This is a genomic window from Halomonas sp. GT, assembly GCF_002082565.1.
Taxonomy (GTDB): Bacteria; Pseudomonadota; Gammaproteobacteria; order Pseudomonadales; family Halomonadaceae; genus Vreelandella.
The window spans coordinates 2,531,990-2,548,227 of sequence record NZ_CP020562.1 but is presented as its reverse complement, the minus strand read 5'-3'; the positions used below and the strand labels follow the sequence as shown (position 1 = coordinate 2,548,227).

The following is a 16,238-nucleotide window of genomic DNA, read 5'->3' as shown; positions in this document are numbered from 1 at the left end:
GCACTTTGGCCTGAAATATATGCAGCTTTATGCAGTAAATTGCGAGGCGCCTGAGTATGTTAAAGGAATTTCTTACTACGGCAGAGGTGGCCGACTACCTGCGCTTAAAAGAGCGAAAGGTGTATGACTTGGTGCGTCAGGGCCAGATACCTTGCAGTCGCGCTACCGGAAAATTGCTCTTTCCTCGTCAGCATATCGATATGTGGGTGCTCAGCCATTTAGAAGGTGACCAAGCGCTGCGTTCACCGCTGCCGTTGATATTGGCGGGTAGCCAAGATCCACTGTTGGAGTGGACGGTTCGCGAAAGCGGTAGTGATTTGGCTTCGCTGTGCCACGGCAGTGGCGATGGCCTGCGCCGTTTGATGGAAGAAAAAGCGATGCTGGCGGGTATTCACTTACTCAACTTTGAATCCGGGCGCTATAACGAGCCAGCGGCACTAGGGCTGGGTGGTGTGCGGGACTTAATCGTGCTGCATTGGGCGAAGCGCCAACAAGGGTTGCTGGTGGCGCCGGGAAACCCACTGGGCATTCAAACGCTTAAAGATATTTCCCGGCAAAAGGCTACGCTTGCCCACCGTCAGCCTGATGCAGGTGCGGCTCAATTGCTGCGTTGCCTGCTACAGCGGTCAGCGATTGAACCGAAGACACTAAACTTGGCAGCTAACGTTTCGTTGAGCGAAGATGATTTGGCCCTTTCCATTGCCCAAGGTGAAGCGGACGTTGGGCTTGGGGTCGAAGCAGCAGCCCACCGTCAACACCTACACTTCATACCGCTAATTGAAGAATCATTTGATTTGGTTATGCACCGGCGAAGCTACTTCGAGCCAGCGGTTCAAGCGCTTATCTCGTTTACTCGTCAAGAGCGTTTTATCCAGCGGGCGAGGACTTTGCAAGGCTATAACGTGAGCGGCTTGGGAGAAGTGCTGTATAACGCCTAGGCGCTTAACTACTAGTGTGTTTGGGTAACTGCGCTTGACGATTGTATAAGATGCGTCACACTGGAGAGGTGCTGTAGATATACCTATCATCACGAAAAGGAGAGCATGATGAAACAAGCACTCAATGGTAAACGCGTGGCTATTTTGGCTACCAATGGTTTTGAGGAATCTGAGTTAAGCGTGCCCCGCGCTGCCTTGCAAAAAGAGGGTGTCGAGGTGCACGTCGTTTCTGTTGACGGTGACGCCATACGGGCTTGGGCGGAAACAGACTGGGGCGATACGTATAAGGCCGATAGGTCGCTAGCTAACGCCAACGAGTCTGACTACCATGCGTTGGTACTTCCCGGTGGTTTGTTTAATCCTGATGAGCTTAGGCTTAATGATAATGCGCTGTCTTTTGTAAAAGCGTTTTTTCAGGCGGGTAAGCCAGTGGCTGCTATCTGTCACGCCCCATGGATATTAATTAACGCAGAGTTAGTGAAAGGTCGCAAAATGACGTCGGTCGCGAGTGTGGCTCAAGACTTGCGAAATGCCGGCGCTAATTGGGTCGACGAGTCTGTCGTTGTGGATAGCGGCTTAGTTACCAGCCGGACGCCAAAAGATTTGGACGCTTTCAACGCCAAGCTGCTTGAAGAGCTGCAGGAAGGTCGTCATTCAGGTCAGCACGCTTAATGGCGTGGTACCACCAGTGGGCAAGCTTTGCCAAAAGGCTTGCCCACGTTATTGCAAAGCCTATGAAGCGGGACAGTGGTCATGGCGGGATGATGGTGCATCCCTACCGTGGTTACGGTTCCCAGCGAGAGGTGTTTGTCATGGGGCGCGTGTTTCGTCAGGCCGCGCTGGGACGGGCGATCCCTCGGCGAGGTATGTTGCGGGACACAGCAGATGTTGCTCGGCGTATCTTTCGGCGCGGTCTTGCTGATGCCAAAGTAGATATACGCATTGGCGATAATCAGCTGTGTTTAACAACTGACCGTGATGGTTATTTTGATGCACACCTGCCAATCAGTACCGCGTTGCCTGTTGATGTTTCCTGGCATCGTGCCGATATCATGGTTCATGCTAACGGCCACTCGCCAATCCGGACCAGTGTCGAAGTTTACGTGCCGCCTCCTGAAGCAGATCTGCTAGTGATCAGCGATATTGACGATACCGTCATGTTCACCGGTGTCGCTGAAAAACTCAAAATGCTGTATCGCTTGTTTGTCCGTAAACCTCATCGACGTACGGCTTTTCCTGGGGTGGCATCGCTTTATCAGGCACTGTATCGAGGGGAAACAGAGAAAGCTGAACGGCCTATTTTGTATGTTTCCCGAGGGCCTTGGGCAATCTATGAGATGTTGGAAACCTTCTTTCAGCTTAACCGTATTCCTGTTGGGCCTATTCTATTCCTACGCGAGTGGGGAATTTCTCTGCGCCGCCCTTGGCCGCGGCGGGCTGAAGCGCATAAGCGTGATTTGATCGACCGGATGTTAGCGCTTTATCACGATATGCCCTGCATTTTGATCGGTGACAGCGGCCAGCACGATCCAGAAGTTTATACCGAGGTGGTGAAGGCATATCCGACACGAATCAAGGCGATCTATATTCGTCGGGTTGATAAAGATCCTCAGCGTGAAGAGGCGATTCAGCGTTTACGAGATGAACTTGCCCATACTGATTGCGAATTAGTACTCGCCGCTGACAGTATTTTGATCGCCAAACATGCCTACTCTAAAGGCGATATTTCTGCCAGAGGGCTGCAGGCTGTGCAGCGGGATGTAGACGCGCATCACAATGACCCTGAGTAGATGCTTTAGATGAGTGCGCCTGTTTTGCGCTCATGGTAAAACTAAACACGAGTTAGCAGGTCGTTAGTTTAGGTTCTTAATCAGCGGCGAGTGTGATCATGGTCATTGTGTTAATTGTGTTGGCGCTGGCCATTTTTGTTCTGCCTAACCTATGGGCAAAGTGGGTATTAAAACGCCATACCCGTGGTCGAGATGACTATCCTGGCACCGGCGCGGAGCTTGCTGAGCATCTGCTTCGCCGTTTGGGTATTGATGGTGTGAGGGTTGAGCGTACCGAGTTTGGTGATCATTACGACCCGGAATCGCGATGCGTGCGACTTACTCCCGACCACTATGATGGCCGTTCACTGACGGCGGTGACCGTCGCTGCCCACGAGGTCGGGCACGCTATTCAACACCATGAAGGCTACGCGCCCCTGCTAGCCAGAAGCCGTTTGGTTCAAGTAGCGCAAAAGGCAGAAAAGTTAGGTGCTATTTTAATGATGGCTGCACCTTTTCTGTTTGTGCTCACAAGGCTGCCCGGTGGGCTGGCAGCGGTTATCGCCATGGCCGTCATTAGTTTTGGCACCGCCGCACTGGTGCACTTAGTGACGCTACCTGTTGAGTTCGATGCCAGCTTTAACCGCGCGTTGCCACTGCTTAAAGAGTACGTGCCGCCCTATGACATGCCCGGCGCTCGTCATGTGCTTACTGCTTGCGCGTTCACCTACGTTGCTGCTTCGTTAGCCAGCGTGATGAACCTTGGTCGCTGGCTGGTGATTTTGCGGCGTTGAGATTGGCTAAAGCTTGGAAAGCCTCGATGAGTAACAAAAAAGCCGCTTTGTTTGAGCGGCTTTTCAGCGTTGTGCGTTGGATGCAGACAAATTACTTCTTAATCATGCGGTAACCAGCTAACAATACCAATGCACCTACAATGGCGGTCACAAAACTGCCAAAGCTAAAGTCACCCATGGTGCCAAGCCCAACCAGTGAGCCGATCCAGCCACCAACAAATGCCCCAGCAATACCGAGGAGAATAGTCACAATAAGACCACCTGGATCTTTACCGGGCATAATTACTTTTGCAATAACGCCGGCAATAAGGCCGAACAAAATCCACGCTAAAAAACCCATCTTTGCTCCTCGATGTTCTATTAGTGAGACTGTAACAACAAGCGTCGTTATGTCGTTACTGAGCACGTCATTATGAACTAAGTTATGACTGGCTATGTAATTAAGAACTGTTTCATTAAAGCTTATCCTGCTGAAAGTACGACATAACGTATCCGTATTAGTGTCGGTTGGCGATAATCACCGCTCTGCGTGGGGCGGGGTAGCCTTCAATGGTGCGGGTTGGGTCGTTGGGGTCGAGGAAATCGGCTAGCGATTGATAGGTCATCCACTCGGTTGAGCGTTGCTCGTCAAGTGTTGTTAGCGCTTCGTCGACCACTCGCACATTAGTAAAGCCACACCGTTCTAGCCAGTGGCATAGCGCTTTTGAAGAAGGCAAGAAGTAAACATTAGGCATCGCGGCGTAGCGTTCACCGGGTACAAATACCGTTTGTTCATCGCCTTCAACGACCAATGTTTCTAGCACCAGCTCGCCACCGGGGGCTAATGCCTCTTTTAGCTGCTGTAAATGCTCGAGTGGCGAAGGACGGTGGTAGAGCACGCCCATAGAAAATACTGTATCGAAAAATCCCAGCTTTTCAGGCACATCTTCAATACCTATCGGTAGAAACTGCGTGCGGCCGCCGTCGGCATTGCCAACGAAGTGGCGCACCGCCTGAAACTGCCAATAAAAACGTGGTGAAGGATCAATGACAAGTACAAAGGCTGCGCCTTCTCCGGCCATGCGCCAAGCGTGGTAGCCGCTGCCACCGCCAACATCCAATACCTTACGGTACTTTAGCGGCGCAAGATACGGAGCGACTCTTTGCCATTTCCAGTCAGAACGCCATTCGGTGTCAATATCAATACCGCCTAACCGAAAGGGACCTTTACGCCAGGGCGACAGTTTGCGCAGCAGGTTAAAACACTGGCGCTTTTGGCTATCGCTCAAAGCGACATCAACGCTCACTGTATCGCTGGTAAGATCGACGTGGCGATCTTCGGGCAAAGCAGGTAATTTGGCAACCGCCTTCTCCCAGGCGGAAAGGTCGCCATGGCGCTGGCGATCTAATCCATTGGCCAGCTGTTCTGGCAGCTTGGCAAGCCAGGGTGTCAGTGTGGCATCTTGGCTGGCTTGATCTAAAAATGCCTGATAAAGCGCGCGGTGATCATCGGGTAACAGCGGCACCTTAATCCTCCTTGAAGGCGATCAGCGAGGTAAAGTTCAAGTACTGGAACCAGGTCATTGAGCGAGGAAAGCCCGCTAGGGCTAAGCGGCCATGTAAGGCATCAAGCGTGTCGGGAATCAGTACGTTTTCCAGCGCAGTGCGCTTTTGGCTGATTTCCATATCGCTGTAGCCATTGGCGCGCTTGAAGTCATGGTAGCGCTCAACCCGCCACGCGTTATCCCGTTCATCGGCATCGATGGTTTTCTCCGATAAAATCAGTACGCCGCCCGGTTCAAGGGCATCGTAAAGCCGCTTCAGCAGCGCATCGCGATCGGCGGGGGGGAGAAACTGCAGTGTAAAGTTGAGAATGATCATGCCGGAAGGTGCATACTCAAGGGTGCGTATGTCGGCCTCCTCGATCTGCATGGCATGATCTGGGCACTCTTCCAAAAAGGTTTGCTTAGCCCTAGCCACCATGGCGGGTGAAAGATCCACGCCAGTATAGCGAAAGGCATCGGCGGGGAGTGCGCCCGCCAGCGCTAGGCCAGATGCGCCCAGCGAGCAACCTAAGTCGTATACGTGAGCGCCATGGCGCAAATGGCGTTGGGCAATTAAGCTCAACATGCCGAGGATTTGCCCGTAACCGGGCACCGAACGGCGGATCATATCAGGGAAACACGCAACGACCTGTTCGTCGAAGGAGAACCTTGCCACCTTATCTAAGGGTGTTGAAAAGATAGCGTCGCGGTAAGATGCATCACTCATGGGCAAGCCAGGATTATTAATGAGGCTGCGTAGTTTACGCGCCCTTGATACACCAGAACAGACCTGTTTATAACAGATTCCTGCTGCATGGAATGACGCCACAGGAGAGGGCATATGGCTTCAGCAACACGCACGACTCCCGATACACTACCCGCATGGCAAACGTTGAAGCATCATGCTGACACGCTACAACACATGCACTTAAAAAACTTATTCGGTGATGATGGTAGTCGCTGGCTGAACTTTACGCGCCAAGTGGCAGGTTTAACCTTGGATTTATCTAAACAGCGTTGGGATGATGACACCCTTGAACACTTGCTGGCGCTGGCGCATGAAGCAGGAATGCCTGGGGCGATTGATGCGTTGCTAAGTGGGAAGCGTGTCAACGTCAGTGAAAATCGCCCCGCACTCCATACCGCTTTACGGTTACCTGCTGATGCCACGCTTGAAGTAGAAGGGGAAGATGTGGTGGCCGCTGTGCATGACAGCCTTGCCCAAATGGAGCGCTTGGTTCAGCGCTTGCAGGCGGGGCAGTGGCGTGGTGCAACTGGAAAGCCAATCCGTCATGTGGTGAATTTAGGTGTCGGCGGTTCGGATCTTGGTCCGTTAATGGTCACCCATGCGCTGGCAGATTATCGTCCAAAAGAGGGGCATCCATTGGACGTGCACTTTGCGTCGACCATGGATGGCTCCCAGCTTGCGGATTATTTAAGTCGCTTTAATCCTGAAACAACCCTGTTCGTTTTATCGTCCAAGTCGTTTACCACTATCGACACGCTTTCCAATGCTAATACGGCCAAAGACTGGTTGTTAGGAAAGCTCTCTGAGCATGGCGATCTCCCCAATGCCGCACCATTAAGCGCAGAGTTAATTGTTCGCCAGCACTTCATTGGCGTGTCGGCGAGCCCTGAAAAGATGAGTGAGTGGGGTATTTCCTCAGATCATCAACTGATGTTCTGGGACTGGGTCGGCGGGCGTTACTCCTTGTGGGGCACCATTGGCCTACCGATTGCGCTCGTTGTAGGTATGGATAACTTCCGCGAACTGTTGGCGGGTGCCCATGCAATGGACTGTCACTTCCGTGATGCACCGATGGAAGAAAACCTGCCAGTACTGCTGGGGTTAGCTGGTATCTGGAACGTCAATTTCCTGGATATTCGTGCCCATTCCATACTGCCCTATGATGGGCGCTTAGAGTACTTTGCCGCTTATCTTGAACAGCTTGAGATGGAGTCCAATGGTAAGTCGGTGACTCGCCAAGGCCAGGCGGTGAATTATTCAACGTGTCCAGTGCTGTGGGGGCAACTCGGTCCCAACGCTCAGCACGCCTTCTATCAGCTGCTTCACCAGGGCACCCAGCCGGTCGTGTGTGATTTTATAGCACCGCTGAAGCGCTACGATGAGGTGGAAGACCCAGATACACGTCGCCATTTAAAAGCACAGCACCGTTTAGCGCTGGCAAATTGCTTTGCTCAGTCACGAGTGTTAATGCTGGGAGATGACGCCCTAGAGGATGAAGGCCCCCGCCCAGAGCACAAGCGCTATCGAGGAAACCAGCCCTCTACAACGGTTCTGTTGGATAAGCTAACACCCTTTACGTTGGGGGCACTGATCGCCCTGTATGAGCACAAAGTGTTTGTACAGGCCGTCATTTGGGATATTAATCCGTTTGATCAGTGGGGCGTTGAGCTAGGTAAGAAAATTGCCACCGACACCCAGGCGATTATTGATGGAGGCGGTGATATTTCCCGGATGGATGCTTCCAGTCGTGGCCTAATTGAGGCGTTTTGGGCGGCAGAACAGGAGTAGCACGTTATCCATCATTTTCATGGGTGGATATACAGCTTTTTTCTTTTCCGCTATCCTGTGTCCTTTTGCCAGCCGCTAATGACTTGTTTCAGTAATTAAGAGCGGCTGCTAGCGCTATTTTTTTAGGAACCGATGTTACATGACCCAGTTTGATGCCTCCCAGTACGGCGCGAGTTCCATCGAAGTCCTGTCAGGGCTCGAGCCGGTGCGTAAGCGTCCCGGTATGTACACCGACACCTCAAGGCCAAATCACCTCGCTCAAGAAGTCATTGATAATAGTGTTGATGAAGCCCTCGCCGGGCATGCATCGGCTATCAGCGTGGTGCTGCATCCCGATGGCGCCATTGAAGTGCAGGATAACGGCCGTGGTATGCCGATCGATTTGCACCCTGAGCATGGCGTGTCGGGCGTAGAGTTAATCTTTACTAAGCTCCACTCTGGTGGCAAGTTTTCCTCCTCCAGCTATCGCTTCTCGGGCGGTTTGCATGGGGTTGGCGTGTCGGTGGTTAATGCCTTATCGCGCCGTTTAGATGTTGAAGTTACCCGTAATGGCGCGCGCCATGCCATGGCCTTTGAGTTTGGCGAAAAAGTTGAAGAGCTACATGAAATTGGCAAAGCGGCGAAAAAAGCGACGGGCACTCTCGTGCGTTTCTGGCCAGATGAGAGCTACTTTGACAGCCCAAAGCTTGCCCTTTCAAAGTTAAAGCATTTGTTACGTGCCAAGGCGGTACTGTGTCCAGGGTTGGCGGTTACGCTGATAGAGCCTGATGGCACCAAAACTGAGTGGGCCTATGCCGATGGTTTAAAGGACTACCTAGCAGAAGCTACCGATGGCTATGACGTGGTGCCAAATGAACCCTTTATAGGCCACTTTAGCGACGACGAGCATGGTGTTGACTGGGCGATTCAGTGGTTGCCCGAAGGCGGCGACGCGTTGCTGGAAAGCTATGTGAACCTGATTCCCACGCCCCAGGGCGGCACGCATGTTAATGGCTTCCGTTCAGGTTTGTTGGAAGCGCTGAGGGAGTTCTGTGAATACCGCAGCCTGTTGCCCCGGGGCATTAAGCTAACCGCCGATGATTTATGGGAGCGAGCCTCTTTTGTGCTCTCGGTGAAAATGCTGGATCCCCAGTTTGCAGGACAGACCAAAGAGCGGCTCTCCTCACGCACGATTGCGGGCTTCGTGTCTGGGGTGTTGAAAGATGCTTTCTCGCTTTGGCTTAACCACCACATTGAACAGGCCGAACAGCTGGCCGAAATGGTGATCAGTGCCGCTCAGCAGCGCCAGAAAAAATCCAAAAAGGTCGCCCGTAAAAAAGTCACTTCTGGCCCCGCGCTGCCAGGCAAACTTGCTGACTGTTCCGGCCAGGATCCTGCCCTGAGTGAGCTGTTTTTAGTCGAAGGTGACTCGGCAGGTGGTAGCGCCAAACAAGCGCGCAACCGTGAAACTCAAGCTATTCTTCCGCTGCGCGGAAAAATCCTTAACACCTGGGAAGTTGATACTCACGATATCTATGGCTCTCAGGAAGTACACGATATCGCCGTGGCGATTGGTGCCGACCCCGGCAGCGCAGATCTTGAGAAACTGCGCTATCACAAAATTTGCATCCTGGCCGACGCGGACTCCGATGGTCTGCACATTGCGACGCTGTTGTGTGCGCTGTTTGTAAAGCACTTTCCCAGCCTGGTGGATGCCGGGCATGTGTTTGTTGCCATGCCGCCGCTTTACCGAATCGACTTAGGTAAAGAAGTGCACTATGCCCTGGATGAGAGCGAAAAAGCAGCCATTCTCAAACAGCTGGCGAAAAAGCGTGGCACGCCTAACGTTCAGCGCTTTAAAGGCTTGGGTGAAATGAGCCCGCTACAGCTGCGTGAGACCACCATGTCAGTGGAAACCCGTCGCCTGGTGCAGTTAACGCTGGAAGAGGGAGATGGCACGATGGAAATGATGGATATGTTGCTGGCCAAGAAACGCGCCGGTGACCGCAAAAAATGGCTGGAGGATTACGGCAATCTTGCTGATGTAGACGTTTAGTTATCCCTATAAAGGTGTCATCAGCCTTATTTTAACGACCAGAGATGTGAAGCCAACTCGTCAGGCAGACGTTAACCGGCATTATTACAGTGCCATGCTATTTGGCCGATAGTTGAATTAGGTAGCTTACATACTAAGACGCGTAAAAAACGCTCATAGACAGGGGAATAGCTTTGTTCAACACAATCTCTCGGCAGTTAACGTTGTCTGCAGTGGTGTTAACACTACTAATGGCTGTCAGTATTTACGGCGTGATGGCATGGCGTGGCCAGCCGCTGGTGATCGATGCAAGTCAGTCACTGATCGAGCGTACGGGCGGCTCTATCGTGAATGCGCTGAATGGCCAGCTGGCTCGCGTCGAGGGGAATACCTCGAGCTTAGCGGCGTTAGCCGAGTCGCTTCCTCAAGATGAAGCGATTTACCAACAAGCACTGCCCAATGTGGTCGATGATAACGGCAATATGACAATTGCCGGAGGCGGTATTTGGCCTGAGCCAGGCGCATTTTCGCCAGGTGTCGAGCGCTTCAGTTTTTTCTGGGCACGTAATGCTCAGGGAGCGTTGGAGTTTCTGGATGATTATAACGCAAGCACTATTGCGCCATACCACGACGAAGCATGGTATAGCAGTGCTCGCGATGCGACGCCAGGGCAGTGCGTTTGGTCTGCCGCGTACCGCGACCCAGCGACAGGGGTTGCCATGGTGACCTGTAGTGTTCCGTATTATATCGATGGCGCTTTTTCAGGTGTAGCCACCATTGATATGCAGCTAGGCGGTGTGGCTGAGTTTCTTGCGGAAAATGGCGGTAGTACTGGCGGTTACGCCTTTGTGCTGGATAATGAGCGCAATGTCATTGATCTGCCTGGAGTAGAGCAAGCCTCTGATGAGATGAAAGGTTTAGCTGACGTTGTCCGTGATATGCCTTGGCTTCAACCTGTTGTTACGGCGATAACTGCTGGCCGGGAACAAGCGAGCATCGAAAGCGCAGGCGTGTTAGCAGAGCCTGCTGAGGTACGCTTGTTTGACATGCCGCGTACGGGGTGGACGCTTGGGCTAGTAACGCCTAGCGAGCAAGTCACAGCTTTGGCGCGCACGTTAACACGTGACCTGCTGCTATTTATCGTTCCCTTGCTGGCACTCTTGCTGGGACTTGGCTGGTGGGGTGGCCGTATTTTGCCAGCGCAAATACGCAGTACTACGCGTCAAATCGATCAGCTGGGTCAGGATAACTCGAGTCGAGAGCTAACGATCTATCGTGAAGATGAGATTGGCGAGCTGCGTCGTGCTGTTAATCGATATTCGGAGAAACTGCAGCGGCTATTTGGTGATGTGCGGAGTGTGGCCGATGCCATCGCCAGCGAATCCACCGAAATAGCGGCAGGCAATACGGAGCTTTCTAGCCGAACAGAACAACAGGCGGCTTCTCTTCAGGAAACGTCATCAACGATGGAAGAGATGGCGGCTACGGTGAAGCGAAACGCTGACAACGCTCAAGAGGCCGACCTGCGGGCAAAAGAATCAGCGGATAAAGTAAAGCGTGGCGGCCAACAGGTATCGAGGCTGGCGCAATCTATGGAAGCGATCAACGAAAGCTCTGTTGAAGTCGCTTCAATTGTTCAAGTAATCGAAAATATTGCTTTTCAAACCAACATACTAGCGCTGAATGCCTCGGTAGAAGCAGCGCGTGCGGGTGAGCACGGGAGAGGTTTTGCGGTTGTTGCCAGTGAAGTACGTGAGCTTGCCTCGCGCAGTGCTGCATCGGCTAGAAATATTAATGGGCTGATTAAAACCACGTCTGAGCAGATCGCGACGGGCAGCGGTTATGCTCAAGAGGCTGAATCCGCTATGAAAGAGATTGTAGTCGCCATTGAGGAAGTAACAGCACGTATTAGTGAAATCAGCCAAGCTTCGAGCGAACAAACCAACGGCATTGACGAGATTAACCGTGCGGTAACGCAGATGGATACGGTGACCCAGCAGAATGCGGGCTTAGTTAGCCAGGCCGCAGGGGCTGCTAATGAACTTTCGTTACAGGCCCAGCGTTTAAAAGGCTTGCTAGATGAGTTTCACGGCGGTGCGCAGGCGGTATCGCAGGCTCCTGCACTGTCGGGTGCGTCGCATGAAAGGTATCAATTAACATAGCGCGCCATGCTAAGTGGCCGCGTGTCCGCTTATCAGCCGCCCCGACTGGGGCGGTTTTGTTGTTAAGGTAGGATATGATCGACATGGATATTCAGGTAGCAGAGGGTGACGTCGAACGGCTGTCCCTGCGCGATTACACCGAAAAAGCGTACCTCGACTACTCGATGTACGTCATTTTAGACCGCGCCTTACCCAATATTGGCGATGGGATGAAACCTGTGCAGCGGCGCATTATTTATGCCATGCGTGAATTGGCGCTGCATGCTAATGCCAAATACAAAAAGTCGGCACGTACCGTCGGTGATGTACTGGGTAAGTTTCACCCCCATGGCGATAGCGCTTGCTATGAAGCAATGGTGCTAATGGCCCAGTCGTTTAGCTATCGCTATCCGCTAGTAGACGGGCAAGGCAACTGGGGTAGCCCTGATGACCCTAAATCCTTTGCTGCCATGCGCTACACAGAAGCCAAGCTTTCTAAGTTTGCTGAAGTGCTGCTCAGCGAGTTAGGCCAGGGCAACGTGGACTGGACTCCCAACTTCGATGGCACGATGCAAGAGCCGGTAGTGCTTCCAGCGCGTTTGCCGCATGTGTTACTTAACGGCGGTACAGGCATCGCGGTCGGAATGGCAACCGATATACCGCCTCACAACGTGTCTGAGGTGGTAGAGGCGACCTGTCATCTGTTGCGGAACCCGGAAGCGACCACTGTCGATCTGATGGAATTTGTACCCGCGCCCGATTTTCCCACCGATGCCGAAATCATCACGCCGAAAGAAGACCTACGTAAGCTCTACGAAACAGGCCGTGGTTCGGTCAAACTGCGCGCTCGCTATGTGCGTGAAGAGGCTAATATCGTGATTACCGCTGTGCCTTATCAGGTCAGCGGTGCCAAAGTGTTGGAGCAGATCGCTGCGCAAATGCAGGCCAAAAAGCTGCCGATGGTAGCCGACCTGCGTGATGAGTCTACCCATGAAGAGCCTACTCGCCTAGTAATTGAGCCACGTTCTAACCGTGTGGATGTTGAATCGTTGATGGCACACCTGTTCGCCACCACGGATTTAGAAAAGAATGTGCGGGTGAACATGAACGTGATTGGCCTGGATGGCCGCCCCCGCGTGATGCCGCTACCCGATATGCTGGGCGAGTGGCTGCGTTTTCGGCGAGCGACAGTACGCCGTCGTTTAGAACATCGTCTAAGTAAAGTCGAAGACCGTCTGCATATTCTAGAAGGCTTACTAACGGCTTACCTCGATCTTGATGAAGTGATCCGTATTATTCGTGAAGAGGATGAGCCTAAATCAGCGTTGATCGCTGCTTTTGATCTTTCTGAGCGGCAGGCAGAGGCGATCCTAGAGCTGCGATTGCGCCATCTTGCCAAGCTAGAAGAGATGAAAATTCGCGGCGAGCAAGATGAGCTTGAGAAAGAGCGCAAGTCGCTGCAAGGCTTGCTAGGTAGTGAAGCCAAGCTAACCACGTTAATTGAAAAGGAGATTCGCGCGGCGGGTAAAGAGCATGGTGATGCGCGTCGTTCGCCGCTGGTTGAGCGTAGTGAAGCAAAAGCGCTCTCTGAAGTTGAGTTGTTAGGTGCTGATCCGATTACCGTCGTGTTGTCGGAAAAAGGCTGGATTCGTGCGGCGAAAGGCCATGATATCGATCCGGAAGGGCTCTCCTACAAGGCCGGTGACAGTTTCCAACTGGCGGCTCGTGGTAAAACCAATCAACCGCTGGTGTTGTTAGACGATACTGGCCGCGCTTATACCCTAGCGGCGCATAACCTGCCTAGTGCCCGAGGCCAGGGTGAACCCGTTACCGGCCGTGTTAACGTGTCGGCAGGTGCGCGCATGGCAGGGCTAATGCTGGCGCCGCCCACCAAGCGATACGTGTTGGCCAGTGATGGTGGTTATGGTTTTGTCGCGCAGCTCGAGGCCCTGACAGGCAAAAATAAAGCCGGTAAAGCGGTACTGAGTGTTCCTAAAGGGTGCAGCGTCATGGCCCCCATGGAAGTGCCGGAAGGCGAAGGCCATTGGGTAGCATCGGTTTCCAATGAAGGCAGGCTGCTGCTGTTCCCGTTAGACCAACTGCCTGAAATGGCCAAAGGGAAAGGCAACAAAATGCTCGATATTCCTGGCCCGCGTGCGGCTCGACGTGAGGAGTTTGTACGTGATATGGCCGTTGTGGCAGAGGGTGGTGAACTCATTATCCATGCTGGTAAGCGTAAGCTAACCCTGAAAGCCGACGATCTCGCGTATTATCGTGGTGAACGCGGTAGACGAGGCAGCAAACTGCCCCGTGGTTTCCAAAAAGTAGATTGTTTAGAGGCAGGGGAGTAAGTCATGGCAACACGTTATTTGATTCGTGCGACTGGAGTTGCGCGCCCAGGGCAGTTAGCTGGCTTGGGTAATGCGTTGGCGGCTGGGCGTGCCCGGCTGTTGGATATTAATCAAAGCGTGACGTTTGGCATGCTCTCTTTGGAAATGCTGGTGGGGCTTGATCAGGACAGCGCTTTGGAAGCCGCCCTTAGTGAAGCGGGAGATACGCTAGGGCTAGACGTGCAGGCCATTGCGGTGAGTGGTGACGACTATCAGCGCTGGAGTGAGCAGGCCAGTCAACCAAGACTAATCTTGAGCCTGCTAGCCCCTAAGCTGCCTGCCGGAATATTAGCTGAAGTAGGATCGCTGACCGCAGAGTTTGGTCTCACTGTTGAACTCATTCACCGTCTTTCAGGCCGCGAAGCGCTTGAAGGTGACTCGCCTGCTAACGGTGCTTGTGTTGAATGTTGGCTCAGGGGAAGTGATGCAGAGTTAGAAGCCTTGCGCGAAAAGGCGCTTGCGCTAGGTGCGCAGCATGGTGTCGATATTGCTATTCAAGAAGATACTATCTGGCGTCGGCATCGTCGTTTAGTGTGCTTTGATATGGATTCTACGCTGATCAAGACCGAGGTGATTGATGAGCTAGCCCGCCGACATGGGGTCGGAGATGAAGTCGCTGATGTGACCGAACGAGCGATGCGTGGTGAGCTTGATTTTCAAGAAAGCTTCCGCGAACGTATGAGTAAACTAGCCGGTTTAGACGAGTCGGTCTTAAAAGAAATTGCTGCCGAACTGCCATTAATGGATGGCGTTGAGCGGTTAATGGCTAACTTAAAGCGTTTTGGTTACCGCACGGTGATATTGTCTGGGGGCTTTACCTACTTTGCCCGCCATCTGCAGGACAAGCTTGGCTTTGATGAAATTCACGCTAACGAGCTGGTCATTGAAAATGGCAAAGTGACCGGTGACGTGAAAGAACCGATTGTCGATGCGCAGCGAAAAGCCGACCTATTAGAGCAAATTGCGTTACGGGAAGGCTTCACCTTAGAGCAGACCATTGCCGTTGGGGATGGTGCTAACGATCTTAAAATGCTGGCAAAAGCGGGGCTTGGGATTGCGTTTCGTGCCAAGCCGATGGTTCGCGCACAAGCTCGCCAAGCAATTTCAACGTTGGGAATTGATGCGGTACTGTATTTAATTGGGTATCGGGAAGCAGATCTGATCGACTAACTGATAATGCTACCAAGTGAGCAGGCGGCGCCTTAGCACCGCCCTAGCCCTAGCTGTCAGTATGGGCGTTAACCCCGCCATACTCCGCACGAAGGGCTTCTAGTTTCGCGGCCTCATTTTCGCTAAGCGATGGTGAATCCCAAAGTGGCTCACCTTGCGCGTTATTTACCCCCTGTAGCGTTATGGTTAGCTCTGTATCACGGGGAATCTGGTCATTTCCCCAGGGGCCGAAACGGTTTGGGGCAAGGCTCCATTGTGCGGTCTCGCCGGGTGCCAGGCCGCCAGCAATAACATAGTAAAACGTTTCATCGACCCACGGTGTCTCGCGTCCTGGGCTGGTCAATACGCCATGTAAAAACAGTTCTGATACCTCTTGGTCAGAACTATTAGTTACCTGAAGATCAATGACGGGTTCGAATGCACCGTAGGGGCTAGTGCTGATGTAGTAGTCGGCACTTTCAATGCTCACTCGGGCGCGCTGTTGTTGGTCGTGCTTAGCTCGTGCTTGTTTGGTTTCTAGACGATCAAGCGTTTGAAGCGCCTGCTCGCGTTCGCGGGCACGACGTTCGCGCAGCATTTTATCGGCGCGCTCTATAATCTCATCGCCCGTTAGGCCATGCATGTAGGCATTCGCTGACTCGGCAATTTCGGCGGCATTCATACGTTGGGCATTGAGTAAATCGATGCCGCTAAACGAGGACATGGCAATGATCGTTAATGCTTGATCAAACTCATCGCGCTTGTAGGTGGGGAGTGAGTCGCGCACTTTCTCAACGGATACCACGGCGGCTGGCATTGAGCTTGTGTCTATTTTGGGGTCTGAGCAACCCGCTATCATCAACGTGGTTAATGACAGTGCCGACAACCTGAGCAGGCTCCACATATAATTACCTCAAAACAGGCTAACAAAACGCAAGGAGCTTACCGGAAAGTGTCGCTTCCCACTACTGTCTCGCGTCGTTG

At 52.8% G+C, this 16,238-nt stretch carries 13 protein-coding genes; 9 read left to right on the top strand and 4 right to left on the bottom strand.

Features of this window, described 5'->3' with window-relative positions; genetic code table 11:
* Positions 1-56: 56 nt before the first annotated feature.
* From B6A39_RS11940 to B6A39_RS11925, 4 genes are all read left to right on the top strand, one after another.
* Entirely contained in the window at positions 57-938 is an 882-nt protein-coding gene (locus tag B6A39_RS11940; protein ID WP_083005984.1) for a helix-turn-helix transcriptional regulator, read from the top strand.
* A gap of 108 nt (positions 939-1,046) precedes the next feature.
* On the top strand, positions 1,047-1,610 hold the full coding sequence (locus B6A39_RS11935) for a type 1 glutamine amidotransferase domain-containing protein (protein ID WP_083005982.1): 564 nt from the start codon (positions 1,047-1,049) through the stop codon (positions 1,608-1,610).
* Positions 1,610-2,728, top strand: coding sequence for an App1 family protein (locus B6A39_RS11930; RefSeq protein WP_083005980.1), 1,119 nt, complete (start codon positions 1,610-1,612; stop codon positions 2,726-2,728). The genes B6A39_RS11935 and B6A39_RS11930 overlap by 1 nt, the downstream gene beginning before the upstream one ends.
* 98 nt (positions 2,729-2,826) lie before the next feature.
* Complete coding sequence (locus B6A39_RS11925; RefSeq protein ID WP_083005978.1) at positions 2,827-3,501, top strand: zinc metallopeptidase; 675 nt, start codon at positions 2,827-2,829, stop codon at positions 3,499-3,501.
* A 91-nt stretch (positions 3,502-3,592) separates the two neighbouring features.
* Here the strand turns inward: B6A39_RS11925 and B6A39_RS11920 are convergent, their stop codons facing one another.
* The 3 genes from B6A39_RS11920 to cmoA form a co-directional block, all read right to left on the bottom strand.
* A complete protein-coding gene (locus B6A39_RS11920; protein WP_038485698.1) occupies positions 3,593-3,841 on the bottom strand; it encodes a GlsB/YeaQ/YmgE family stress response membrane protein in 249 nt (82 codons plus the stop codon).
* A 157-nt stretch (positions 3,842-3,998) separates the two neighbouring features.
* Positions 3,999-5,006 (bottom strand): tRNA 5-methoxyuridine(34)/uridine 5-oxyacetic acid(34) synthase CmoB, encoded by a 1,008-nt coding sequence (gene cmoB, locus B6A39_RS11915; protein WP_083005976.1) that lies wholly within the window; start codon positions 5,004-5,006, stop codon positions 3,999-4,001.
* Position 5,007: 1 nt separating this feature from the next.
* Positions 5,008-5,751, bottom strand: a complete 744-nt coding sequence (gene cmoA / locus B6A39_RS11910; RefSeq protein ID WP_083005974.1) for a carboxy-S-adenosyl-L-methionine synthase CmoA — start codon at positions 5,749-5,751, stop codon at positions 5,008-5,010.
* Positions 5,752-5,865: 114 nt separating this feature from the next.
* On the opposite strand from cmoA, the gene pgi reads away from it, so the two are divergent.
* The 5 genes from pgi to serB all read left to right on the top strand — a co-directional run bounded on the left by pgi (position 5,866) and on the right by serB (position 15,275).
* On the top strand, positions 5,866-7,560 hold the full coding sequence (gene pgi, locus B6A39_RS11905) for a glucose-6-phosphate isomerase (protein WP_083005971.1): 1,695 nt from the start codon (positions 5,866-5,868) through the stop codon (positions 7,558-7,560).
* A gap of 139 nt (positions 7,561-7,699) precedes the next feature.
* On the top strand, positions 7,700-9,595 hold the full coding sequence (gene parE, locus B6A39_RS11900; RefSeq protein ID WP_083005968.1) for a DNA topoisomerase IV subunit B: 1,896 nt from the start codon (positions 7,700-7,702) through the stop codon (positions 9,593-9,595).
* Between the two features lie 173 nt (positions 9,596-9,768).
* On the top strand, positions 9,769-11,736 hold the full coding sequence (locus B6A39_RS11895) for a methyl-accepting chemotaxis protein (RefSeq protein WP_083005965.1): 1,968 nt from the start codon (positions 9,769-9,771) through the stop codon (positions 11,734-11,736).
* A gap of 74 nt (positions 11,737-11,810) precedes the next feature.
* Positions 11,811-14,066 (top strand): DNA topoisomerase IV subunit A, encoded by a 2,256-nt coding sequence (parC, locus tag B6A39_RS11890; protein WP_232318701.1) that lies wholly within the window; start codon positions 11,811-11,813, stop codon positions 14,064-14,066.
* A 3-nt stretch (positions 14,067-14,069) separates the two neighbouring features.
* Positions 14,070-15,275 (top strand): phosphoserine phosphatase SerB, encoded by a 1,206-nt coding sequence (serB, locus tag B6A39_RS11885; RefSeq protein WP_083005958.1) that lies wholly within the window; start codon positions 14,070-14,072, stop codon positions 15,273-15,275.
* Between the two features lie 49 nt (positions 15,276-15,324).
* Here the strand turns inward: serB and B6A39_RS11880 are convergent, their stop codons facing one another.
* Positions 15,325-16,158: a DUF6694 family lipoprotein gene (locus B6A39_RS11880; protein ID WP_332308446.1), complete on the bottom strand. Its 834-nt coding sequence runs from the start codon at positions 16,156-16,158 to the stop codon at positions 15,325-15,327.
* Positions 16,159-16,238: the final 80 nt, after the last annotated feature.